Below are 21248 nucleotides of genomic sequence, written 5' to 3'. Positions count from 1 at the left end.
GGTTGGGGATGAATATCGACGAATCAATTGAAGGGGTATTGGTGCTAGCAGGGCCTTTTGATCCTTGTCGGATATTGGAACAGAGAAACCGTTATGACCTTCTTCCAATTCCTCGGGAAAGGGATGCGTTCAAAGACGTAATTATTAATATGGTTAAGGTCGAAATGTCTCGTAGGGTTTGGGGCGAAACGCTTAATTTAGATCGGGAAAGGTTGGATTAATAACCCAGTCGAGGACGAAAAAGCGATCACAGATTTCGAAAAATCTACTTCTCAATCGACTTGAAAGTATCGTGCAAGCCATTGCGTGATTTGTGTTTTCACATACGGCGGCAGATTGTTTTCATAATTCAAAAAGGCGGGGTTCAACTCGCTCCCGTATGAATCTATTAGGTCTTCGGCTTTTGGTTTCTTCTTTCCTTCGGGTGGTTCATACCATGCACGCCAGAACATCAGCGGTGTTTCTCGGTTAATCCAAAGGTCATCGTATCGCCGCACGGTCGCGTCAAACCAACAACGGAACCACTTCTCTCTTGCTGGAAGCCCGTCCTCTTTTCTCCTGTAGCTTCTACCTGGGGGGAAATCCATTAGCGTGGCAAAAACATAGGGCAGGTGGAATTCTTCGAGTTGAGCGTATTCCCATATTCTTTCTTGGTTTGCTGTTCGAATTACGTCAGTGAACTCATTATTCGCCAATCCTTTAACGAGCCGATTTAGCATCGAGAAATGCGTCTCCCAATTCGCTAAGAAAACTGCCTTTATTCTCTTTGCGGCTTCTGGGTCAGGATTCTTTGGAGGAAGGTCAGCATATGGTGCAGCTGCTTTAGATTTTGTCGGGCAAAAACCTGAGTTCTTTTGGTGTGCAAAATGACCTATCGAGTCTACAGATGACGCAGCTACTATATTCAGGCGCTGATCACAAACGGGGCATCTTGCTCGTTCCCGGGAATGAACAGGATCATTCCCAAAGTCATCTATGTATTGAGGAACCGTTATTTTCTCATCCCTGTCAGGGTGAAAAGCTTTCCGCATATTTATCTATGTCTAGGTTACTTGTTAATCAAGTCGACATTACGTAATTCTGATGCTAATTGCTTTATGCAAAAGGGAGTCGAGGCGGGTCATCATATGTCCCCGGATATTGCCCTCGTTGAGCCAGTAAGCAAATTCGTCAACATAGCGTGGAGGCGCTTTTCGAAGATTAGGGAGTCAAGTATATAATTCCCTAATTAAATAAAAGGGACTATTTTTGTAGCGACAGGCGTCGTTCCTTGAGCAGGGCAGAAAGACCCTCACTTAAGGTTCGTATGCGGTTGTAATAGGTTAAATGGGCTACCTTTTCAGGGTAAGCTTCACAGAAGAGCTTGGCCGCGTTGCGCATCGATTTGTGCTTCTCAGGGATATAAAAATCTCTTAATGCAAGTAGGGCATCGTTGGTCGGCTTGTGCTTCTTCTGGCCCGAAAAACGATTGCGAACGCTGATCTTTTGTTTTTCATTGGCGATTTCCGACTGGAAGAGGTTTATTCCTTCGGCAGTAGCAACGGCGTCCATCGCTTCAATGAGCCAGTAGGAGGCACGGGAAACAGCCTGATACTCATTGAGCCAGTCGTTGCGCTCGGAGTTTTCTGACTGTGGTTTGTTATTAACCAGACGTTCATCCTCGCATGCTTGCGCTACAAGGCTCAACGCCAGCACAGAAAACATCTCGCCCCAGGTTGCGTTGGGAAATTTCTCGTCTGCCGAAATATCGAACTTCGGTTGGAGAGCCTTTAAAGCATAGGTAGAGCTGTGTTTATCGCGCTTGATAGGGGAGTCAGAATAAGGCTCTTCTCCTGAAGCGCTGGAGTCATTGTTCTCTTCAGCAGCCATCCTTTCCAGCTCCGCGGCTACCTCATCCTGTGCTGGCGACTGGTCGATTATCCAATCGATAATTTCTAGTGCCGCGAAAAGTTCCTCATCCGTTCGGCTTTGGAGAATTGCCCGTGCCCTGAACACGATATCTCCCCCAAACTCGGGAAAGGTATCGGGCAAGACGCCGCTTAAGGGGTGAAACGATTTAAAGCTGAGAGTCATGCGTGTTTCCCTACCCGTACTGTATCGGCATCAGTAACCGTATCTGTTACGGTATCGGTAACAGTAACGGTATCTGTAACGGTAAGGGGATTTGAACCGGAATGCATACTCTCAAGCAGGAAATTAGTGATCCTTTGCATGGGCTCCCTTAGCCGCTCCACATCGCTAATGATGTAGCCTGCTGTCACATCGTTTGTCATTTTGTGGTTTGCCAAGCGCTTGAGGGCATAAGCTGAGATATCGAGGCTTTCTGCTACCGTGATGAAGGTGCGGCGCAGATCGTGCAGCGTGAACGCTACATTCGATTCCTCGATAACCTTTTGCATCTGCTTTTTCGGCTCGTTGAGATAACCTTTCACACCACTACCCGGAAACACGAAAGGGCTATCCGTTCTTTCCTTGTGTCGCTGCATGAGCAAATCATGCAGAAAATCGCTCAAGGGCAATACATGCGGCAGCCGGTTCTTGGGGTCTGGAATTGTAAGTGTCTTTGCCTTCAAATCGACTTGTTCCCAAGTGAGGCTGAGCCCCTCTTCACGTCGTAAACCGGTAAAGAGTAGTAGTAGCAGATAATCCCTGACTCTGTTGCGGCCTAGAACGTCATCCCTGAGGTTGTTTACCGCTTTGAACCATTGGGGTAGGTCATGGGCTTTAATGACGGTATTACGCCTATCTACCCGATACCAGGAGCGTGTTTGCGAAAGTCGCTTGGTGGGGTTGTTGGCAATGATGGGATTGCCTGTTGAATCTTCGTACTTGCCTATGGCGAAGTTTAAAAGGGCTCGCACGAAGCGCATGGTGAGGTTTGCTTGCGCAGGGCTGCGCTCCCCAATTTCCCTATGCTTGCACTCGATCTGATCCTTGGTGATTTCCACAAGGTTTATTTTGCCAGTCGGCAAGATAGGTTTTCATCAAACGCTTATAGTCGTACACCGTGCGCGGCTTCAAACTGCCGCGTGCCTTAAGGTAGGCATCGAATGCCTCCCACATAGTTACGCTTAACGCACGTTTGGTTTTGGTGACATCATTGGGATTAATGCCGCGTGCAATCATGCCAAGGATGTTTTTGGCTTCCTGTCGGGCTTGCTCGGCGGTAAAGATACCGTGATGACCAATACTGACTCGCACGGTCTTACTGTTGACCTTGCCTTCGGCAATATAGACTTTGCTGCCGGTACCTACACGAAGGCCAAAGCCTTTAATGTCTGAATCGCGGTGAAAGGTCTGACCGGTTTCGGGATGGGGAATTGCATCGACAACGGATTTAGTGAGCTTGGGCATGCCGGGCTAATGATGAGATTTAGTAGCCGCATAGTAGACCGCATTTATAAAATGGCGTCAAGAAGCATCAAACGGTATCAAACAATAAGTTATTGTAAGGTATAAATATTAAAAGAACAGTGGCGTTTGGTAAAAGGCATTAAAACAAAAAGATCAGAACTGTTAATCCGCGGGTCCCCAGGTTCGAGCCCTGGTCGGGGAGCCACCAGGCCTTGCTACGAACCGTATCCATTCATACTGGTTTGTCAGTTTTTCCGTGCGGACTTGATCCTTACGACCCTGTCATTCACGGCAATCTGACCGATGAATGACGAGACGAACAATCTCTCGGTCTTTTCCGGGTCGTCTGGTTTCCACTATATCTCGCAGCACCTCCTGTCTGTCAGTAATGGGGAGCATGGGGAACTCTCCATCCGCGAGGGCGACAAGCTGAAGACCATGACTGTTCCGCTGCTGTTTCAGTTCACGCAGGCGTTCAGTGAGGTTACCCGTGTTCGGGCATCTTTTCCCTTTGAACCCGACAAGTTGTCAGGGCACTTCGCCCATCGAATTGATTTGGAATGGGTCAATTTCCACCCGGTATCCGGGTCATTTCTTACCCATGCCACTAGCTTCCTGATTTGCTTGGAAACGATAGCTATGGATACGCCACAAAGTCGTTCTGTTAGTCGCTGCTCACGTGCGTAAAACGACCCATGTGTGCCTAAGCTCATTTTTTACAAGCCACTAAATTTCTTGCGTTTTTTATATATTGAGAGATTGGCATAAAGCTTGCTTATTTTAAACATTAGGATTGGCATGTACAGGGTAATTCGCTTTACATGCAAGGTAGTAAATGAAGTTCTGTTCGATTCCACACAAACGAGGAATGGCTGATGCAGCAATATACAGTACTACTATGCCTAGGGGAGGTAAGGAAATGATAAACGCACTAACTGGCCGCATAGCAGAGCTTGAGTGTGAGATAGGTGGGATTGACAAAGGAATCGGGCTGGCACTGTATAGCCAGGAGATCAGCGATGGTAATTGGAAAGATAGCGCCGAGGGACACCCGGCTGATAAGCAGTTGGTGGCACCAAAAAGCGCTCATCCTGTTCACGGAAGCGCAATGGAAGAAGAAGTTACTAAGACAAGACTTGCACTGATTGATTCACGGCCCCTTACACGGCTATCCATCTCACATCTGTTAACAACACTTTCCGATGATTTCGTTATCATGCCCTATTCGAGCATTGATGAGTTCGTGGCCGGGTATCTGGAGCGTCCATGCAACGTGGAAATGGTCGTCTTTAACCTTGGTTCAGAGCACATCAGCGAGAATCATATTTCTAACGGAATTCTACGGCTAAAGCTTGAGCTTCCGGACCTGCCCTTTGTATTCCTTTCCGACCACGATGAGCTTGGCGAAATTCTGGATGCCATTCTGATCGGGGCTCGCGGCTACATCTCATCGGATTTCAATCCGTCCACGGTGATCCAGTCACTTCGGCTCGTCATGGAGGGCGGTGCATTTATTCCGCATAACGCTCTTCTCGAGATCACTGAAAAAACCTCACGGCTTAGAGAGGAGGGGCGCCCGAACGGCGCCAAGGTTGACCCACCTGTCTTGCAGACCCTTACGTCGAGAGAACTGGAGGTGTTCCAGCTTGTGCGCCGGGGTAAATCAAATAAAATTATTGCTTATGAGCTCGGAATGCAGGAGAGCACTGTAAAGGTTCATACCAGAAAAATAATGACAAAGCTTAAGGCCATCAATCGCACTCACGCTGCTTTCCTTGGATCTCAAATAGCGGACGGGAAAGCCGAATATTGATTACACTTGGTTTGCGTACGGGCTGGGATTAGAAAAGCAACGAGGAGGAGATATGGAAGCGCATATGTCGCTGCTGCCTGCCAGTGCCTTGCGCTTCCTTATCTGGAACATTAAATATCAACGCCGGCTTTAGCTTTAATTCGGTGCCGCGGGTGAGGGAATCGTCGAAGCAATTCTGATCCCGTCGGCACTTTGCTTTACCTCATTTTGCTCGGTGTTCGTTTGCTCTGTACTTTTTCTTAAGGCGGCAACCTTTCACCGGCAATTTGCACAGCTGCGCGAATGATGCGGCACGCATCGCGCATCGCGGCAGTATGGTTCTGGCCATCCGGAGAAGGCGGGTTCAGATTCGCCAATCCAGCTTTCATCCTTATACTGACTGGCGTGAAGTAAGCCCCATGCCTAGGCATGGGGCTTACTGAATCTTCGCCAACCCGCCTTGAGTCACTACTGCTTCAACAATAATCGTTCTACGGCAAAAGGCGCGTCGATTTTTTCACGACTTTCTAGTTGGTAGCGGAGAGGCTTTGGCTATAGGAAGTCGAGGGTCCGTAATATCCTGTGTTGGTAACGGTGAGAGTTTCGGTCAAGCAGTCGTACGCCGAGCAGGAAGCAGCAGCCTCTGCGTCCGCGAGCTTTCCATCGACGTATACGTCCGAATTAACATCCTTGTACACGTCAAGGTAGGCGTTTACGTTGGTATTAATATATTTGGTGAAAGAAACGTCGTACCAGCCGGCCGTGACACCATCCATGGCAGCCGTGGTTAGCCGTTCTTCAGCATTGGCAATGCCCATACTGGAGAGTAAAGCAATACCAGCAAAGAAAGAGGTCATTTTTGCGTTCATGATGTTTTCTCCTGAAGTAAGGTAGTACTAAAGGGCACACTTGCCTCGAGAGGCCGGCCAATGCTCGAGAGTACGTGCCCATGGATTTGGTTTGGCCGGTTGAGGCAAACTATGTCCGTATCGCGCAATACCGGCAATCCGCAAATCGTTCATTCAACTTCAGGTTATTATCAATACGCCAAAAAGAGTATTGGGGGATACCCTAACGCTTCCTTGCTACTCCTTTGGTGGATGATGGATTCCTTCAATCGCGCCGAGCGGGGCACAGTTGTCTTCGCCCCAGATAAACTCTGATGTCCACGTAAAGCTGGTTGATGAGATCCCTGCATTCCCCGCGCACGAGAGCGTGTCGCTGCATAGTAAAACTGTGACCTCGCTTTGCAATGTGCCTTCCACTTTTACGGGCAGGCAATCTCAAGGATAAGCAGACTTACACAACCGCGTTGTTGCTAGCCGCTTACAACGCGTGATCCAGTGTTGAGCGCGGGTGTGCACGGGCACTTGTCTATCTCGGAGAAAATTGTTTGATTTTTTATGTTTTAATTCCGGGACGTTTGAGCCTTCTCTAAATTCAGGCGATTTCGAGATATTTGCTCTTAAATGGCGATCCATCGTCAATTGGCCCCCTTCTCAATCTAAAAGCAGTAGCTCATATACAACTAAAAGAGAATCTACAAAATGAAGATGGCGCGCTAATATCGGTTTGCTGCTCTGTGCAAGCTTGCGCGAAACGGGGAAACAGCAAAATGAGAGAAATTCCTGGCGCATCGAGAAGCAAGAGGCAGTCAACTTTATTTTAACTCTACATTTTTAGGAGACAAACCGAGATGAAAATAATCTCTCTCGCATGTTCAGCCTTCGCCTTTGCTGCGATGGCTTCGGTCGCTCAGGCAGAACCGACAACCATGAAGCAGCCAGAGCCAATGAGATTGGCAGCACCAGAGATGGATAACATCACTGCGGGCAGCGTAACGGTTACTACTTACGCGTCCGGTACCGGTACTGAATCAATCTATTCCAGAGCCGCTGATTTTTCGATAACCCCCAGTGACGAGACTTCGATAACGGTAGACTGTTGTGGTGCCGACACCACTTATACCAATGTGGTAGTCATCCCCAGAGATCCCATCATATATCAAATTAATTAAGTTAATTGCGGGCGTAAGCCGACTCTGTACGCTAATCGAGAGAGTAGGAGCAAAATTATGAGAATCACTTTACTTTCACCTCTAGCGCTTGGGGCCGTGGTCTTCGTGGTTCTGATGGAGTCGGTAGTCGCATGGGCTGGGGAACCGGCGAGACTGACGGGCGCGCAGATGGATGCCGTGACAGCTGGCACCGTCGCCGTAGGAGTTAGCGCTTTGGCCACTGCCGACGGCTCCAGTGCATACACTTATAGCAGCACCTCAACAAGCGCTTTCAGCACGCCTACAGGCACTGTTGATATAGGGCTAGGTTTCGGGGAGGCGGTCGCCTGTTGCGGCTCTGGCACTTACACCGACGTTCAGACTGCATATTATGCTGAGGGGGACAAAGTCATTGCACATAGCACTGTTAATGATGCCAGCACTCCGCTGTTTTCTTTCTCCTATGGAGTTACAACAGTCATCGCGGTGGACGTTCCTTCCCAGTAGGTGGAGTAAATCAAACAAGATAACTGCTTATGAATGCTGAATGCAGGAGAGCATTATAAAGGTTCATATCAGAAAAACTATGATGAAGCGTAAGGTCATCGTACCTGGCAGCTTTCCTTGGATCTCACAGTTGCGTGAATGATGCGGCGCGCAATCGCGCATCGCGGCAGTATGGTTCTGGCCATCCGCAAAAGGCGGGTTCGGATTCGCCAATCCAGCTTTCATCCTTATACTGACTGGCGTGAAGTAAGCCCCATGGCGAGGCATGGGGCTTACTGAATCTTCGCCAACCCGCCTTGAGTCACTACTGCTTCAACAATTCTAGTTGGTAGCGGAGAGGCTTTGGCTATAGGAAGTCGTCGGTCCGTAAGAGCTTGTGTTGGTAACGGTGAGAGTTTCGGTCAAGCAGTCGTACGCCGAGCAGGAAGCAGCAGCCTCTGCGTCCGCGAGCTTTCCATCGACGTATACGTCCGAATTAACATCCTTGTACACGTCAAGGTAGGCGTTTACGTTGGTATTAATATATTTGGTGAAAGAAACGTCGTACCAGCCGGCCGTGACACCATCCATGGCAGCCGTGGTTAGCCGTTCTTCAGCATTGGCAATGCCCATACTGGAGAGTAAAGCAATACCAGCAAAGAAAGAGGTCATTTTTGCGTTCATGATGTTTTCTCCTGAAGTAAGGTAGTACTAAAGGGCACACTTGCCTCGAGAGGCCGGCCAATGCTCGAGAGTACGTGCCCATGGATTTGGTTTGGCCGGTTGAGGCAAACTATGTCCGTATCGCGCAATACCGGCAATCCGCAAATCGTTCATTCAACTTCAGGTTATTATCAATACGCCAAAAAGAGTATTGGGGGATACCCTAACGCTTCCTTGCTACTCCTTTAGTGAAGGATTGATCGCCCAAGCCCCACTTGGCGGGGCACTTGACGAGCCAACTTTCGTTGCCGGCAACCGGGCAGCACTGAACTTTCATGTCCGAGCCTCCTATCAGGGTCCTCCGACATCACTTGACTGTACCCGCGAACATTGCTTCCTGTCGTTGCTTGTTGCTTACAGAGGCGTGACCGGTGTTTGAGCACAAATACGCCCGGGTGCTCGTCTACCCCGGCGAAACTTGTTTGATTTTTTAGGCTTCAATTTCCTGGACGTTGAGCCTGCCCAAAATTCAGGCGATTCAATACACGGCTCTTTCATGCAGGTCTTTTGAAGTGTCGCGTCGTGAATCGACCTTTTCTCATCTGAAAGTAGTAGGTCATATACAACTAAAAGGGTATCTTCAAAGGGAAGACCATGCATTAGTATCGATTCGCTACTCTATTTTGCGTGAAACAATGGCAACAGCAAAATACGGGAAATTCCAGCGCATTGGGAAGAAAGAGCGGTGTTACCTACTTTAACTCTACGATTCCAGGAGAAAAACGTGATGAGAATGATCTCTCTCGTATATTCAGTTCTTGCCTTTGCTGCGATCACTTCCGTCGCTAAGGCAGAACCCACAGCCATGAAGCAGTCGGAGCCAACGAAATTGACAGCACCGCAAATGGATAATATTACCGCGGGCAATCTGACGCTTGTCGCCTACGCGTTTGGCACCGGATCCAGCTATTCGAGAAGCATCGATTTTTCGATAACCCCCAATCCGGAAACTGTGATGGCAGCCGCCTGTTGTAACCCGGGCAGTGTTTTTGCCGCTGTCGGGGTCTTTCCCTTTCTTAATAACACAAGATTTGACCCGACAGACTTATTGAGACATTTATTGGATTAATCAAGTTAATTACGGACAGTAATCAGACGTTGTTGTGCTTGGGGCTGCTAGGAAAGGCCGACAGCGGCGTGGTCTAGCGTAATTAAACGCGACGTGAAGAACTGCAGTAGCGCTAAAGGAATCGTCAAGCCCTTTTTGCGGAGGCACTCACTAATTACTTGCATTACGTGGCTACGCACTTACATAACATCAACTGACCAGGGGCAAGAGCGGGATTATGAAAACAATTTTACTTTCACCTCTGGCGCCTTGCGCCGTAGTCTTCGCCGTCCTGATGAAATCAGCAGTCTTATGGGCTGCGGAGCCGATGAGACTGACAGGAATGCAAATGGATACTGTCACGGCGGGCACCGTCGCCGTTGGGATGGGCGCTTTCGCTACTGCAGAGGGCTCCAACACACACACTCATACGAGCACCTCAACGAACGTCATCGGCACACCTAAAGACATTGTCGATATAGGATTAGGTTTTGCCGATGCGTACGCCTGTTGCGGCTCAGGCAGCGATACCAGTGTTGAGACTGCGTATTATGCCGAGGGGGACATAGTGATTGCAAATAGCATAATTAAGGATAATGATCGCCTGTGGTTTTCTTCGTCGCATGGAGTTACAACGATTATCGCGGTTGACATTCCCTTGAGGTAGCGAGTAGTAGAACTGCAAAGATCCATATAGTCTTTCCAGAAATACCAAAGGTTAACCAGAAGAAGGGGAGGGGCCGTATGCAACGGTGCCGGGCCATTTATCCTGGAGTCCTGAAATTAATCTGTATTGCTACTCTGGCCATAGGTGTTGCGAACCTGGCACATGCGAGAATAGTTAAATCTCTTCTTGAAATGCGACGGGAAAATGTGGTGATACAGCAGTGGGATCTCAGCTGCGGGGCCGCTGCGTTAACGACTTTGTTAAACTTCCAGCATCAGGATATGGTCACCGAGAAACAGGTAGCCACGTCCCTCATGGGAAGGGAAGAATACATAAAGAATCCTGTACTGGTTAATATTCGCCAGGGGTTTTCCTTACTTGATTTAAAACGCTATGCAGATGGACGCGGCTACGAAGGAATCGGCTATGGCAAGCTCACGCTTGATAGCTTGATAAAGAAAGCACCTATTATTATCCCTGTCAATCTGTTGGGATATAACCATTTTGTCATTTTTCGCGGAATAAAAGGTAACCGTGTATTACTCGCCGATCCAGCATGGGGTAACCGTACATTGCTGATCGAGCAATTCGAAAATGCGTGGATAGATTTTCCGCAAATCGGGAGAGTTGGATTTGTGGTCGCCCGGACGGATGGTGTTTCAACTCCTAATCAGCTTGAACCAAAAGCACATGAATTTGTTATGTTTCGGTAAATTGTGAGAATCCCGATTTCAAATTGGCTGGAGAAATTGAATTGACAGTGAGAGCTTACGTCATCGCAGTTCTGCCAATGGGTTTTCTCTGTGGCTTCATCTTGAGCTCCGCATGAGTACGGTTATTGTAATCCTCGAACCATTGGTCAAGCTGTCATACCTATTGCATAGGACGATCGTGTACATAAACATAATCCCGTCTGAAGGTTTCGACGAATGTTTACGTCATGCCACCGGAGCCACTGCCGCGTCGCTGCGCACCGCTTCGCTTCTTTTCCGGCCTCCGCAATGAGTTTCTCCAGTGAAATAATAAGCGTAGAGCACGATATTTCTACGTCACGGTCATATGACGCTGACGTGACACCTCGACAGCTTTTAATTTCTGGCCCAAGCTTCTGCGCCTGCGGTGCTCTGGAAGACGGGAAATGAGAAGAATAGATGGATCGAAAAGGAATCGGATTAAAGAAATTTTATTAATAAGTGCCAGTCTTTTTCTTGTCATTCCCTCCAGTATCCGGGCGCAGCAGGTAACGGAAGCCGCCCTGGTCGATCAACTGATGACAAAACTCCAGGAGCGCGATCAGGTAATTTCAGATCTTCAACGCCGGGTGCAGCAACTCGAACACCGTGTAGGCGGCATGCCGAAGGTTTCTGAGTCTACAAGGGCTGCTCAACCTCCCGCAGCGCCACCGGCCAGCGCCGGTACAGACCAATCCCCAGCTTTGCCACCAGCCAAAACCGTTGCCGACCAACCCCCGGCTGTGTCGCCGACCAAAACGGCTGCCGATCCACCTTTCCAGCAACCTGCCGGAAATGGCGCCACCACACAAACACCTCCCGCTGCGGTAGCGCAAAGCACAACCGGCCCCGGGACTTTTGAAGTAGATGAGGAGGCGGCAGAAAGAGCGCTCGAACGCACATTGGTCCAGACAGGCGCATTGCTGTTGCCATTTGGATTGGCAGAAATTCAACCCTATGTAAGTTATGCCCGTATTAATAATGAAGGGTCAGTCTTGCTCAGGGATGCAGAGGGCAACATAGGTGCTGTTGCCGAAACTCAAAATCGCCGTAACCATTTCGAGGTTGGTATTTTTTCCAGGTTCGGCCTGCCTTTCGGAACTCAGGCAGAACTCAGCATACCAGCCGGGGTGATCAATGCATCGAATGTTATAGGAATTATTAATCGGGAAACGGAAAATACCACTGTTATGTTTGGCGATATTCGTGTCGGCCTTGCAAAGACTTTGCTGCGAGAAAGCGCCTGGCTGCCGGATATCGTTGGCAGGATAACCTGGGATACAGATACCGGCAAACAACAAACGTTTAATACTACTTCAGCAGCTGGCTTGGCTGCGCCTACCAGTGGCCTGGCTACGCTACCCAGTTTCAACGAGTTGATTTTTTCAGCAACCGCACTCAAGCGTCAGGACCCATTAGCTTTTACGAGCACAGTGAGTTACAGGAAAACTTTTAAAAAAGACGGGATCGAGCCAGGGGATGTGTATGGATTAACATTGGGCGCCACGCTTGCTGCAAGCCCACAAACTTCATTAAGCCTGGGTATTCAGCAAAGTTATATAGGTAATACAAGAGTATTTAACAGCTCAATCCCTGGGACCGATACGATCAGCAGTATATTTACATTCGGTGCTTCGTCCATTATTGGCAAGTCGTTATTTTTCTCGGCGACAGCCGGTATTGGCTTAACAAAACATTCTCCTGATTATTTTATCAATGTGGCGATCCCACTCAGATTTGCCGTACCGTTTAGAAAGTGGGGGAGTTAAAGTCGCGAATCCCCTATAAACGGCGCACCATACCAGGACTGCCATTCTCCTCCACTCGTTCACCATCTCCAAGTTGACGGAGCGCTGCAAATTGCTTTCCGCCGGCAGTCTTTACCTGCTTTCGCACTGTAGGCCAGAGCCAGGACGGCAGGTTCCAGCATATCGGCCGGGGCGCGGCAACTGCCGGATGCTGGGGCTGATGGAGGAGTACAGGATCGCAACCAATGAAGTTCAGAACGCTGTCGCAGATAATGGGGCGCCCCGCGCAGCCGGGGGAGTTCGTAAACAGGTTTCATAAACGCTCCGATGGCCATAGTATTGCGAAAAGCGACACAGGCGCGGGGCAACGGACCGTCCCAGGCAGTTCCCCCACCGTTTGCTCCGGCTCGGTTTGAGCCGCAGACTTCCTGAGCCAGGCTGGTTGCGATACTATATAAGCCAAGCCAATGAGTAAGTCATGACCGATAGTAGCTTTCTAATCATCAGTTCCGCAGTCCTGTTAGGACTGATTTGGCTGATTGTATCGATATTCAAAAAAGTTGCGCGTGGAGAAATTGGAATCAGTGTTAATGCTGCCTTGTTGATGACGTTGGCGGCTATTCTGCTGATACCCTTTGCGATGAATTTTTCGGCTCACCTGATATCCGGCATGATGCACAGCCCAGGCGCAACTGTAACGTCAGACTCCGAGTCCGGCCATCACTAGCGATTTAATGGCAGGGGTGTTTTAGGCGGGGGTGTTTTAATAAGCTTGCTTGCGGATCCGCAAGTTTTGATTACAACAAAGGAACTTACCATGTCTCGCGGTCTGAAGATTTGGCCGCTGCTCACCGCGACGATTCGTTACGAAAAGACAATTTCGACGCGCAACCGTGGCCACGGCAAATTTATTGATGCGCCGATTCTCGCGTATCTGATTGAGACGACAAACGGCCGGATTCTGTATGACGTGGGTTGCGACTACCGCAAGCTGGCTGATCCGCGCTTGCGCAGGAAGTATTATGACCCCATGCGTCCTCAAGTCGAACCGCCGGATGCCAGGGAAGAGCAGCGCATCCCCCACTACCTAGCCCAACTCGGTTTAGGTCCATCCGACATAGACGTCGTGTTTATCGGTCATTTGCATTTCGATCACGCCGGTGGGCTTTGCGATTTGCCGGGATGCGAGGTACATATCCAGGCCGATGAACTGGCCGCTGCTTGTACCGGATCGGATAGTGGTGTTTTCGCCGATGAGCTGAGGAATGCGGATCAATGGACGATACAAACTGGAGAATACCTTGTGACCCCGGGAGTCCGCGCTATTGCCAGCCCCGGACATACGGCCGGGCACATGTCGCTGTTTCTCGAATTGAGCAAAGGGCAGCCCGTCATTCTGTGTGGAGATGCGGCCGACCTTAGCGAGAATCTAATGGAGGAAATCGCTCCAGGCTATTGCTGGCAGGAGAACGAAGCACTGGCACTGGCAAGTCTTCGCAAGCTGAAGACTCTGGCGCGGAAGGAAAGGGCTCAGCTTTGGCCCAACCACGATATGAATTTTTTCCTGAACCTGCCGCAATTTCCTGCGTGGGTGGGTTGAAAAGCCGGACGCAGGCCGAGGATGAGGTGCGTTGAATCAGCGTACTTGCTGTCAGTCGTGTTATAGCCCGCTGAAATCCTGTTTGGGGTTTGATCGTCGCTTTTCTGCGCCCACCATCTGGTCCTCCCGGGCAGCGAAATCACGCTCACGGTTTGCCTGCTCCAGCGCCATTTGCCGGTGAGCGGCAGCTTCTTTTATATTTTCCTCTGCGTTTGCTTTATACTTACGAAGCAAAGCCGCAGTATGTGACTTCAAATCCTGGGCCTGCCGCCCATAGAGGTAGCCCTTTTTCTCGTAGTGTTCAAGCAAGTGTTTTTGCTCTTTCGCTTTTGCCTGCATTTCCCTTGCTGCACCTTCAAAATATTTGGTCAAGGCATTATGGTCGATGCGTGTCCTGGCATTTTGGGCAGCCTTGCGAATATTCGTGTTCTGAACTGCTTCGTGCGGACTCATCTGAGCGCAGGCGCCCAACAATCCGAGGGATAAAACGGCAAAAAATTTCCTTGTTTTCATGCAGCGCTTTCCTTAAAATTCGGGATGAAGCAATAGCAAAAAGAACGGAAAAATATATTGAAATCAGTGAAGTAGGAGGGAGAACAAGCGGATTGAAGCGAAATCGGGCTTTTCAACGAAGGGAAAACCACATTGAAACATCAACCGATCGTAGAGGAATTCTATAAAAGTTGACATAATTTGTCAACTTTTTTATGTGAAAAGTGTCTTAACGCGAGGTGGTAAGCTATAAATGTTCTATAATTGATAATGCTTGCCATTTCTAATAGATCAGGGGAAACGGAGGTATAACCAAATGCTTAATACAATTGGTGAACGTCAGAAGCAGTTACTTAAATTGCTGCGCGGAACCAGGCCCGGTATGAGCGTGGATGAGCTTTCGAAAGGGCTCGAGATTACGCGAAACGCAGTTCGACAGCACCTCTCGTCGCTTGAAGGGGCGGGGTTGGTAACTGCCGGTATGACACGGCCTTCGGGGGGTGGGCGTCCGCAACAACTTTATGTCCTTACCGAGCTCGGTCAAGAAAGCTTTCCGAGAAAATACTCCTGGCTTGCCCAGTTGGTTCTTGCATCCGTACAGCGTGAAGAGGGAGCAGAAAACATGGGCAAGCGCTTGTCAGACATCGGGGCAGGCATGGCCCGCCAGATACGTAGCCAATATCCGGAGTTGCAAACCCAGCAGGAAAAGGTCGAGAAGCTAGCCGAAGTAATGGATCAGCTGGGTTATAGCGCGAAAAATGCAACGTTGCCTGGGGGTGAGGTGGTGATCGAGGCGGATAATTGCGTGTTTCATCAGATGGCGGTTAAAGATCTCGACATCTGCCATCTTGACAAGGGCCTCATGGAAACCTTTACCGACAGCAAGGTTGAGCAACATGAATGTATGGCCCGCGGCGGGCAATTATGTCGATTCAGGTTCCTGCCTAAAAAGGAGTAGCTTCTACTCCTTTTTTTTTGCCTTTTTTTCCCGTTTTGTCCCACTCCCGATTTTGACTGTACGTTTATTGCGCCATGCACATTCCCCTTGCTCATCGCAAAAAGCAAGACTCCGGTTCGGCGGTGATATGCTTTATCCAATTTATTGTTGTTCTGATAAATTTTCTTCTCTAGCCGCTAAACTCGCACGTTCCATTGCCGTTAGGTCTTTTAAAGAGCTTATCGGCCCATGCATCAGGACAGGCGGAAGTATCGGTATTCGGGCAGTCCCTGTGCATTCTCGAAAATACCGATGGTGGTCGGGCTCTATTTCAAACATTACGTCTTGGCTTTTCCAGCTCCCTTACAAGCTTTGTCGCATATCGGCAACATGGGTTTGATGAGTGAAATCAAATTAGTAGCAGCGAATATGCTTTTAATTGTCGCCCTGGAGAGACACATTTGAATGATTCTGATTATCAACTTGTTGATTCACGGTGATATAAAGCGTGGCATGGTTCTTGCTCTTACCCCTGAGAAAACTATTTTCAGAGGGGATAGACAGATGAACGCATTTCACGAAAACCACCTTAGCCTAATCACTCGGCCGATTTATATGCCACAAGACGATCTTGCGATAGTCTCCGTTAAAACTCCTCAACGATTGAAGAATTTATCTATAGCAGAGTCAAATGCGGACACAGTTTATGAGCACCCGATTGACAGCCAGGTTTTCCATATTCGGATGGTCAATTCGGAAGGTCGGCGTGAAGCAGCCAGTCTGTTAGTCAAAAAAAGGTATAGCTGGCGGGGGTATTCAGTTACTCCTCCCTCTGAGAAAGAGCCAAACAGAATAACCCTCGCCGCGGATACCGGGGGGCGGACCGTCGGAACGATAACGCTTTGTCTGGATGGACACATGGGTTTGCCGGCGGATGAGAACTTTAAAGACAAGCTGGATGAGTTGCGCGCACAGGGGCGCAGATTGTTGGAGCCCTCCCGCCTGGCTCTGGATGATAACGTGCCTCAGCGAGTATTTGCTTCATTGATTCATATTTCCTATATTTATGCGCAGCATATCTTTGGTCTCACAGATTTCTTGGTAGAAGTTAATCCAAGACATGTCATGTTTTACAAGAGAATGCTTGGTTTTAAGACCTTTGGAAAAGAAAGGACTTGTACCCGGGTCAACGCTCCTGCTGTTCTTCTCAGACTAGAGCTGGGCTATATGGCGACAAAAATAGAAAAATTCGGGGGATTGATGGAAAAACATGGCGGGGAGCGGTCGTTATATCCATTCTTTTTTCCCCAGAAGGACGAACTAGGTATTGCTGGCAGACTTAAAACCGGAAGGACCTGATAAGCATCGCACTTTTTTCTTCTGATCCGGATAGCTTCGCATTCTTACTGATCAGCGTTGTACGAAATACGAGAGATACCGTAATCTAAACTGGGAACGGGTCCTAATGCTTTCAACTGTTTATTTTGTTTCATCATGCCCCTCCGCTCAGGCATAAAGTGACCAGCCATTTTTCCTATCAGCAAGCCTTTTCCCGCAATATTGGCTGGGTAACTCATCAAGAGCAGAATATCCTTCGTCAAAAAAAGGTAGCCATTGCTGGCATGGGTGGTGTAGGGGGCGTTCATCTGTTGACGCTAGCTCGGCTAGGCATAGGAGCTTTCCATATTGCCGATTTTGATGTGTTTGAACTGGCGAATTTCAATCGCCAGATCGGGGCCACAATGTCAAGCCTGGGGCAGCCCAAAACCGATGTGCTGGCAGCCATGGCCAGAGATATCAATCCAGAATTGCACATTGATATTTTTCCCGCCGGTGTTACTGAAGATAACTTGTCCGAATTCTTTAAAGACGTCGATTTATATGTCGACGGACTCGATTTTTTCGCCCTTTCAATTCGTCAAGCAACCTTCCTTGCCTGCAGTAATCTCAAAATACCAGCGATTACAGTCGCGCCTCTTGGGATGGGTGCTGCGCTTCTAAATTTTCTACCGGGCAAAATGACTTTTGAAGAGTACTTTCAATTTGGCGAGTTGCCAGAAGAGGAAAAAGCGCAACGCTTTCTACATGGATTGACGCCCAGCGGCCTTCATAAAGATTCCCTGGTGGATTCCAGTACTTTAAGCCTCGAGGAAAAACGCGGACCGTCAACAATTATAGGAGGTCAGCTTTGTGCAGGCATCGCCGCTACCGAGGCCCTCAAAATACTGCTTAACCGGGGAAAAGTACTTTCTGCTCCTCATGGTGTTCACTTCGATGCTTACAGCAATAAACTCGCGCATACAGACGGTCACGGGATATCCAGCTCTCTTCAGGATGGGGGGTCACCATCAACATGAAACTGGAAAAGGACACGGGAAATTCAGCCGCCCTGCCGGAAAGATTATCAGGGGACAAGGCTTCTTCATTTTCTTCGGCAAAGCACTCAAAAACTTCCCCCTCGACTGTGATCGAACAAATTCTTGACCTTGCCCGTTGGGCGCCAAGCGGTGATAACACGCAGCCATGGTGGTTCGAGATTATTGACGAAAGACACCTCGTCATACACGGTTATGACACTCGCGAAGGCTGCGTTTATGACCTTGATGGACACGGGAGCCAAATCTCCTTGGGCGCATTGCTGGAAACAATAGCTATAGCATCCAGTTCTTACGGTTTTCAAATGAATGCCCAGCGTCGTGCTCATCCACCCCAAAACCCCGAAACCAGCCTGATTTTTGATGTTCATTTCATTCCCTGCCCGAAGATCCATGCTGATCCGCTTGTTCCTTATATCAAAACGCGAATGGTTCAGCGCCGTCCCATGAGTTCACGCAGGCTGTCACCAATCGAGAAGGCAGCACTGGCTTCCTCGATCGGCGAAAGGTTCCGGATCATATGGCTGGAAGGTTTTGCTAAGCGGTGGCAGACTGCATTGCTGATGTTCAGCAATGCAAAATTACGGCTCACCATGCCGGAGGCCTACAAGGTACATCGCGAGATTATAAAATGGGGTAACAACACGGGAGAAGAGGGGGTGCCGGCGAAAACGCTGGGCTTGGACCCGCTGACTTTGCGTCTTATGCAATGGGTGATGGAAAGTTGGCAGCGTGTCGAGTTTTTTAACACCTATTTGGCAGGTACGCTTGCGCCTCGCATCCAGATGGATCTGATTCCAGGAATCGCGTGCTCGGCACATTTTGTTATTCTCGCCGAACGCGAGCCGGAAAGCATCGATGACTACATTGATGCTGGACGTGCAGTGCAACGGTTTTGGCTGACACTGACCAAGCTCGGACTCTTCATGCAGCCGGAATTGACGCCCCTGATATTTGCAACTTACGCCCGGAATCGTGTTCCTTTCACAAAATCGAAACAGAAGAAAGCAGAAGCGGATAAAATTGAAACCTCGGTAAATCAACTTATTGGAGCCGATTCCAGCCATGCCGTGTTCATGGGCAGGATCGGTGCAGGGCCATCTCCAACAGTCAGATCAGAGCGGCTTCCCCTAAAAGCGTTGATGCTTGTCAGAGAATATCATTCCTCCAAATGCTGATGAGCTTGTCAAGCTCCTCGGTTCCGATAACGTGTGCGGAAAAAACATTAAGGTTCCGAATACATTACTGTTCTGATTAAGCACATTGAGTTGTTTTCGATAGTACGAGCCCCGAGGGTTCGTGCAGCTTCGGCTTCGATGGTTTTCCAGTAAGGCCTGCGAACACTCCTTATCCTAAAAAATGTCGAAATATTTTACATATTTGAACGGGACTTTTTGATTTGTTCTATTAAGTATTTGATAATGAAATGAATTAATTATGTGCACGAATCTTGCTTAACTACAAGTGGCAACTAAAACTCACGAAAGCACTCCCGGAAATTTTAAACGAGCAAATTACCGAAGGGGAACTCATCATGAAAAGTTTCAGGCAAAACGTAGGATCTTTACTCACGGCTGGTACTCTTGGCACCTTGTTGGCCACTAGTTCCGTGTTTGCAGCGCCTCTTTTCCAAGTGCAGGAAAGTGTTGCAGGAGGCGCAGCGAACGTTGTCACAGCGGACAGAATCAGCTTCGAGTATCACGCGCGAATTGATCAAACCATTACCGGCGGTTCTCTGGCCGGCAATGATGATAATTTTATCGAAGAAGGCTTTTTGACTAAAGCAGCCTTTGGCAGCCCCACGGGGGGGAGTATTCCGTCACAGCTCAACTCACTTGGTCCTGAGGGCTACGGGATGTATGGCATATTCACCATTACAGGGGAAGCCGATCCACTCGGTGCCGGGGGCATTCAAGCAAATTTTGACACCGCGGTTATGACGTTGTTCATCGACCCGGGCCAGGATACTGTACTTGCACTTCCCGCGGCAGGTCCGGTAGTGCCGGGAGGCGTGACCGCTGATGATTTCGCCATTATCAATTTTACGCTGAGCGCTGGTGAAGCCCATATCTTTGGCGGGCTGGCGAATGGCGACTTCGACACGCTCTTGAACGTATCGCTGACTGCTGCGGGCCAGGCTTATTTCATCGATCCCGTTCCTTTCTTTCCACTCGAAAATTTTGGGGGAAACACAGAAACGTTTACTGGCGGAAGCCTGACGGAAAGCTTTATTGCCACGGCTGACGGTGGCGGTATTGAACTGTTTCAAACCCAGGTGCCCGAACCAGGAACACTGGCTCTACTGGGTCTTGGGATAATGGGAATGGGTTTCATTAGCCGCCGGCGTATTAAAAGCGCATAAACCGCTGACATAATAAATTAACGGGAATGGTTCTCCATTCCCGTTAATTTATCCTGGGATACATTCCACAGCGCAAAAATCAGCGATCACCAAAAATGGGCATCAGGCCGATGATCTCCTGATTGTCTCGCCGCAATCACTGGCGCCAATATTTATTCGCTATGCTTGGGCAGCAGTAACGCGGATTCCGTTAGAACATCGACACCCGTTTCACACATTATGGCTCTCGCAGGAATATTCTCGCCAGCCCGCCATTTTGCAACCGCTTTATGTTTTGAAGCACCTGCCACGAGAAATATAATCTGGCGGGAACGGTTGAGCCGCGCGGCGCTGAGTGAGACTCGCTGCGGCGGGCGTTTGGGGGAATTAAATACGGCCAGCGTGTCGGGCGAATCAGGCGCGATTCCCCAGTCGTTACCGGGGAACAGGCTGGCCGTGTGGCCATCCTCTCCAATTCCAAGCAAAGTCAGATCGAACATGCCGACTCCACGCAGGGTCTGCGCATATACATCAGCGGCCTTATCGGCGCGGATTCCACCAGGTATCGCATATATCTGATTTGGTGGAATCGCGACATGGTCGAGCCATGCTTCGCCGGCCATTCGAAAATTCCATTCGAATTCGGTCGGGGGCATGCAACGTTCGTCGCCAAAATAGATGTGCCAGGCAGACCAATCCGTGGGTACCGATTTCAAGCGGTTATAAACTCCGCGAGGCGTTTCGCCGCCTGCGAGCACCAGGTTAAACCGTCCGCGTTCCTGTATTGCCAGGGCAGCGCTATCGAGGATGGCGCCTAGCGCGGCTTCCTGCAGAGCGGAAAGATCCGGGAATTCATGCCAACGGTATTGACCGGTATTGATGGAAATCATGGCTGTGGTTACCTGTTTTTGTTATGGAAATCAATCTGGAGCAAACGGCAAATCTACGGGAATCGGGT

Annotated in this window: 24 protein-coding genes and 2 pseudogenes; 16 read left to right on the top strand and 10 right to left on the bottom strand. The window is 49.3% G+C overall.

What is annotated here, in order from left to right; all coding sequences use genetic code 11:
- The first annotated feature begins 8 nt into the window (after positions 1–8).
- The gene (locus tag BMZ14_RS04830; protein ID WP_074795170.1) at positions 9–221 is read left to right on the top strand and encodes a hypothetical protein; all 213 of its coding nucleotides are present in this window, start codon (positions 9–11) and stop codon (positions 219–221) included.
- Positions 222–272: 51 nt separating this feature from the next.
- Here the strand turns inward: BMZ14_RS04830 and BMZ14_RS14740 are convergent, their stop codons facing one another.
- The 5 genes and pseudogenes from BMZ14_RS14740 to BMZ14_RS15400 form a co-directional block, all read right to left on the bottom strand.
- Positions 273–1031 carry a DUF7830 domain-containing protein gene (locus BMZ14_RS14740; RefSeq protein WP_143071886.1) on the bottom strand — a complete coding sequence of 253 codons (759 nt, stop codon included), beginning with the start codon at positions 1029–1031 and terminating at the stop codon, positions 273–275.
- Positions 1032–1070: 39 nt separating this feature from the next.
- Positions 1071–1181: pseudogene (locus tag BMZ14_RS15405) on the bottom strand (IS1595-like element ISAmu1 family transposase); the annotation flags it as partial.
- 61 nt (positions 1182–1242) lie between these two features.
- The gene (locus tag BMZ14_RS04820; protein ID WP_074795166.1) at positions 1243–2073 is read right to left on the bottom strand and encodes a hypothetical protein; all 831 of its coding nucleotides are present in this window, start codon (positions 2071–2073) and stop codon (positions 1243–1245) included.
- Entirely contained in the window at positions 2070–2948 is an 879-nt protein-coding gene (locus BMZ14_RS04815; protein ID WP_074795164.1) for a tyrosine-type recombinase/integrase, read from the bottom strand. Before BMZ14_RS04815 ends, BMZ14_RS04820 begins: the two co-directional genes overlap by 4 nt.
- Positions 2911–3354 (bottom strand): Arm DNA-binding domain-containing protein, encoded by a 444-nt coding sequence (locus tag BMZ14_RS15400; protein WP_074795162.1) that lies wholly within the window; start codon positions 3352–3354, stop codon positions 2911–2913. The genes BMZ14_RS04815 and BMZ14_RS15400 overlap by 38 nt, the downstream gene beginning before the upstream one ends.
- A gap of 303 nt (positions 3355–3657) precedes the next feature.
- Here BMZ14_RS15400 and BMZ14_RS04805 point away from each other — a divergent pair, with 303 nt between their 5' ends.
- Both BMZ14_RS04805 and BMZ14_RS04800 read left to right on the top strand, forming a co-directional pair.
- Positions 3658–4041, top strand: coding sequence for a hypothetical protein (locus tag BMZ14_RS04805; protein ID WP_074795160.1), 384 nt, complete (start codon positions 3658–3660; stop codon positions 4039–4041).
- A gap of 181 nt (positions 4042–4222) precedes the next feature.
- Positions 4223–5167, top strand: coding sequence for a response regulator transcription factor (locus BMZ14_RS04800; RefSeq protein ID WP_177186907.1), 945 nt, complete (start codon positions 4223–4225; stop codon positions 5165–5167).
- Between the two features lie 506 nt (positions 5168–5673).
- On the opposite strand, the gene BMZ14_RS04795 is transcribed toward BMZ14_RS04800, so the two are convergent.
- Positions 5674–6015: a hypothetical protein gene (locus BMZ14_RS04795; RefSeq protein WP_074795157.1), complete on the bottom strand. Its 342-nt coding sequence runs from the start codon at positions 6013–6015 to the stop codon at positions 5674–5676.
- Positions 6016–6842: 827 nt separating this feature from the next.
- Here BMZ14_RS04795 and BMZ14_RS04785 point away from each other — a divergent pair.
- A complete protein-coding gene (locus BMZ14_RS04785; protein WP_074795153.1) occupies positions 6843–7163 on the top strand; it encodes a hypothetical protein in 321 nt (106 codons plus the stop codon).
- A gap of 57 nt (positions 7164–7220) precedes the next feature.
- On the top strand, positions 7221–7649 hold the full coding sequence (locus tag BMZ14_RS04780; protein ID WP_074795151.1) for a hypothetical protein: 429 nt from the start codon (positions 7221–7223) through the stop codon (positions 7647–7649).
- Between the two features lie 321 nt (positions 7650–7970).
- On the opposite strand, the gene BMZ14_RS04775 is transcribed toward BMZ14_RS04780, so the two are convergent.
- On the bottom strand, positions 7971–8312 hold the full coding sequence (locus BMZ14_RS04775) for a hypothetical protein (RefSeq protein WP_074795149.1): 342 nt from the start codon (positions 8310–8312) through the stop codon (positions 7971–7973).
- A gap of 763 nt (positions 8313–9075) precedes the next feature.
- On the opposite strand from BMZ14_RS04775, the gene BMZ14_RS04770 reads away from it, so the two are divergent.
- The 3 genes from BMZ14_RS04770 to BMZ14_RS04760 all read left to right on the top strand — a co-directional run bounded on the left by BMZ14_RS04770 (position 9076) and on the right by BMZ14_RS04760 (position 10779).
- Positions 9076–9420 carry a hypothetical protein gene (locus tag BMZ14_RS04770; protein WP_143071885.1) on the top strand — a complete coding sequence of 115 codons (345 nt, stop codon included), beginning with the start codon at positions 9076–9078 and terminating at the stop codon, positions 9418–9420.
- A gap of 217 nt (positions 9421–9637) precedes the next feature.
- A complete protein-coding gene (locus tag BMZ14_RS04765; protein WP_074795145.1) occupies positions 9638–10066 on the top strand; it encodes a hypothetical protein in 429 nt (142 codons plus the stop codon).
- 77 nt (positions 10067–10143) lie between these two features.
- Positions 10144–10779 carry a C39 family peptidase gene (locus tag BMZ14_RS04760; RefSeq protein WP_083396625.1) on the top strand — a complete coding sequence of 212 codons (636 nt, stop codon included), beginning with the start codon at positions 10144–10146 and terminating at the stop codon, positions 10777–10779.
- A gap of 55 nt (positions 10780–10834) precedes the next feature.
- Here BMZ14_RS04760 and BMZ14_RS15600 read toward each other — a convergent pair.
- Positions 10835–10996: pseudogene (locus BMZ14_RS15600) on the bottom strand (IS3 family transposase); the annotation flags it as partial.
- Between the two features lie 208 nt (positions 10997–11204).
- On the opposite strand from BMZ14_RS15600, the gene BMZ14_RS04755 reads away from it, so the two are divergent.
- The 3 genes from BMZ14_RS04755 to BMZ14_RS04745 all read left to right on the top strand — a co-directional run bounded on the left by BMZ14_RS04755 (position 11205) and on the right by BMZ14_RS04745 (position 14145).
- Complete coding sequence (locus tag BMZ14_RS04755) at positions 11205–12566, top strand: hypothetical protein (RefSeq protein WP_083396624.1); 1362 nt, start codon at positions 11205–11207, stop codon at positions 12564–12566.
- A 457-nt stretch (positions 12567–13023) separates the two neighbouring features.
- Positions 13024–13272 carry a hypothetical protein gene (locus tag BMZ14_RS04750; RefSeq protein ID WP_074795143.1) on the top strand — a complete coding sequence of 83 codons (249 nt, stop codon included), beginning with the start codon at positions 13024–13026 and terminating at the stop codon, positions 13270–13272.
- Positions 13273–13362: 90 nt separating this feature from the next.
- Entirely contained in the window at positions 13363–14145 is a 783-nt protein-coding gene (locus BMZ14_RS04745) for an N-acyl homoserine lactonase family protein (protein WP_074795141.1), read from the top strand.
- Between the two features lie 60 nt (positions 14146–14205).
- On the opposite strand, the gene BMZ14_RS04740 is transcribed toward BMZ14_RS04745, so the two are convergent.
- Positions 14206–14658 carry a hypothetical protein gene (locus tag BMZ14_RS04740; protein WP_074795140.1) on the bottom strand — a complete coding sequence of 151 codons (453 nt, stop codon included), beginning with the start codon at positions 14656–14658 and terminating at the stop codon, positions 14206–14208.
- Positions 14659–14953: 295 nt separating this feature from the next.
- Between BMZ14_RS04740 and BMZ14_RS04735 the strand changes: the two genes are divergently transcribed.
- The 5 genes from BMZ14_RS04735 (at position 14954) to pepA (ending at position 20311) form a co-directional block, all read left to right on the top strand.
- Positions 14954–15595: a helix-turn-helix transcriptional regulator gene (locus BMZ14_RS04735; RefSeq protein ID WP_074795138.1), complete on the top strand. Its 642-nt coding sequence runs from the start codon at positions 14954–14956 to the stop codon at positions 15593–15595.
- Between the two features lie 444 nt (positions 15596–16039).
- On the top strand, positions 16040–16933 hold the full coding sequence (locus tag BMZ14_RS04730) for an N-acyl amino acid synthase FeeM domain-containing protein (protein WP_256208390.1): 894 nt from the start codon (positions 16040–16042) through the stop codon (positions 16931–16933).
- 158 nt (positions 16934–17091) lie between these two features.
- Positions 17092–17931, top strand: a complete 840-nt coding sequence (locus BMZ14_RS04725; protein ID WP_074795137.1) for a ThiF family adenylyltransferase — start codon at positions 17092–17094, stop codon at positions 17929–17931.
- Positions 17928–19127, top strand: coding sequence for a nitroreductase family protein (locus BMZ14_RS04720; RefSeq protein ID WP_143071883.1), 1200 nt, complete (start codon positions 17928–17930; stop codon positions 19125–19127). The genes BMZ14_RS04725 and BMZ14_RS04720 overlap by 4 nt, the downstream gene beginning before the upstream one ends.
- Before the next feature lie 356 nt (positions 19128–19483).
- Positions 19484–20311, top strand: coding sequence for a flocculation-associated PEP-CTERM protein PepA (pepA, locus tag BMZ14_RS04715; protein ID WP_143071882.1), 828 nt, complete (start codon positions 19484–19486; stop codon positions 20309–20311).
- A gap of 152 nt (positions 20312–20463) precedes the next feature.
- On the opposite strand, the gene pgl is transcribed toward pepA, so the two are convergent.
- On the bottom strand, positions 20464–21180 hold the full coding sequence (pgl, locus tag BMZ14_RS04710; RefSeq protein WP_083396623.1) for a 6-phosphogluconolactonase: 717 nt from the start codon (positions 21178–21180) through the stop codon (positions 20464–20466).
- Between the last annotated feature and the right edge of the window lie 68 nt (positions 21181–21248).

It is taken from the genome of Nitrosospira briensis (assembly GCF_900115125.1).
Taxonomy (GTDB): Bacteria; Pseudomonadota; Gammaproteobacteria; order Burkholderiales; family Nitrosomonadaceae; genus Nitrosospira; species Nitrosospira briensis_A.
This window is presented reverse-complemented; position numbering and strand designations above follow the sequence as displayed.

What these genes read in the sequence shown, in the direction of transcription:
- BMZ14_RS04830 (WP_074795170.1), top strand. Translation starts at nt 9, where the DNA reads ATGAATATCGACGAATCAATTGAAGGGGTATTGGTGCTAGCAGGGCCT.
- BMZ14_RS14740 (WP_143071886.1), bottom strand. Translation starts at nt 1,031, where the DNA reads ATGCGGAAAGCTTTTCACCCTGACAGGGATGAGAAAATAACGGTTCCT.
- BMZ14_RS04820 (WP_074795166.1), bottom strand. Translation starts at nt 2,073, where the DNA reads ATGACTCTCAGCTTTAAATCGTTTCACCCCTTAAGCGGCGTCTTGCCC.
- BMZ14_RS15400 (WP_074795162.1), bottom strand. Translation starts at nt 3,354, where the DNA reads ATGCCCAAGCTCACTAAATCCGTTGTCGATGCAATTCCCCATCCCGAA.
- BMZ14_RS04805 (WP_074795160.1), top strand. Translation starts at nt 3,658, where the DNA reads ATGAATGACGAGACGAACAATCTCTCGGTCTTTTCCGGGTCGTCTGGT.
- BMZ14_RS04800 (WP_177186907.1), top strand. Translation starts at nt 4,223, where the DNA reads ATGGCTGATGCAGCAATATACAGTACTACTATGCCTAGGGGAGGTAAG.
- BMZ14_RS04795 (WP_074795157.1), bottom strand. Translation starts at nt 6,015, where the DNA reads ATGAACGCAAAAATGACCTCTTTCTTTGCTGGTATTGCTTTACTCTCC.
- BMZ14_RS04785 (WP_074795153.1), top strand. Translation starts at nt 6,843, where the DNA reads ATGAAAATAATCTCTCTCGCATGTTCAGCCTTCGCCTTTGCTGCGATG.
- BMZ14_RS04780 (WP_074795151.1), top strand. Translation starts at nt 7,221, where the DNA reads ATGAGAATCACTTTACTTTCACCTCTAGCGCTTGGGGCCGTGGTCTTC.
- BMZ14_RS04775 (WP_074795149.1), bottom strand. Translation starts at nt 8,312, where the DNA reads ATGAACGCAAAAATGACCTCTTTCTTTGCTGGTATTGCTTTACTCTCC.
- BMZ14_RS04765 (WP_074795145.1), top strand. Translation starts at nt 9,638, where the DNA reads ATGAAAACAATTTTACTTTCACCTCTGGCGCCTTGCGCCGTAGTCTTC.
- BMZ14_RS04760 (WP_083396625.1), top strand. Translation starts at nt 10,144, where the DNA reads ATGCAACGGTGCCGGGCCATTTATCCTGGAGTCCTGAAATTAATCTGT.
- BMZ14_RS04755 (WP_083396624.1), top strand. Translation starts at nt 11,205, where the DNA reads ATGAGAAGAATAGATGGATCGAAAAGGAATCGGATTAAAGAAATTTTA.
- BMZ14_RS04750 (WP_074795143.1), top strand. Translation starts at nt 13,024, where the DNA reads ATGACCGATAGTAGCTTTCTAATCATCAGTTCCGCAGTCCTGTTAGGA.
- BMZ14_RS04745 (WP_074795141.1), top strand. Translation starts at nt 13,363, where the DNA reads ATGTCTCGCGGTCTGAAGATTTGGCCGCTGCTCACCGCGACGATTCGT.
- BMZ14_RS04740 (WP_074795140.1), bottom strand. Translation starts at nt 14,658, where the DNA reads ATGAAAACAAGGAAATTTTTTGCCGTTTTATCCCTCGGATTGTTGGGC.
- BMZ14_RS04735 (WP_074795138.1), top strand. Translation starts at nt 14,954, where the DNA reads ATGCTTAATACAATTGGTGAACGTCAGAAGCAGTTACTTAAATTGCTG.
- BMZ14_RS04730 (WP_256208390.1), top strand. Translation starts at nt 16,040, where the DNA reads ATGATTCTGATTATCAACTTGTTGATTCACGGTGATATAAAGCGTGGC.
- BMZ14_RS04720 (WP_143071883.1), top strand. Translation starts at nt 17,928, where the DNA reads ATGAAACTGGAAAAGGACACGGGAAATTCAGCCGCCCTGCCGGAAAGA.
- pepA (WP_143071882.1), top strand. Translation starts at nt 19,484, where the DNA reads ATGAAAAGTTTCAGGCAAAACGTAGGATCTTTACTCACGGCTGGTACT.
- pgl (WP_083396623.1), bottom strand. Translation starts at nt 21,180, where the DNA reads ATGATTTCCATCAATACCGGTCAATACCGTTGGCATGAATTCCCGGAT.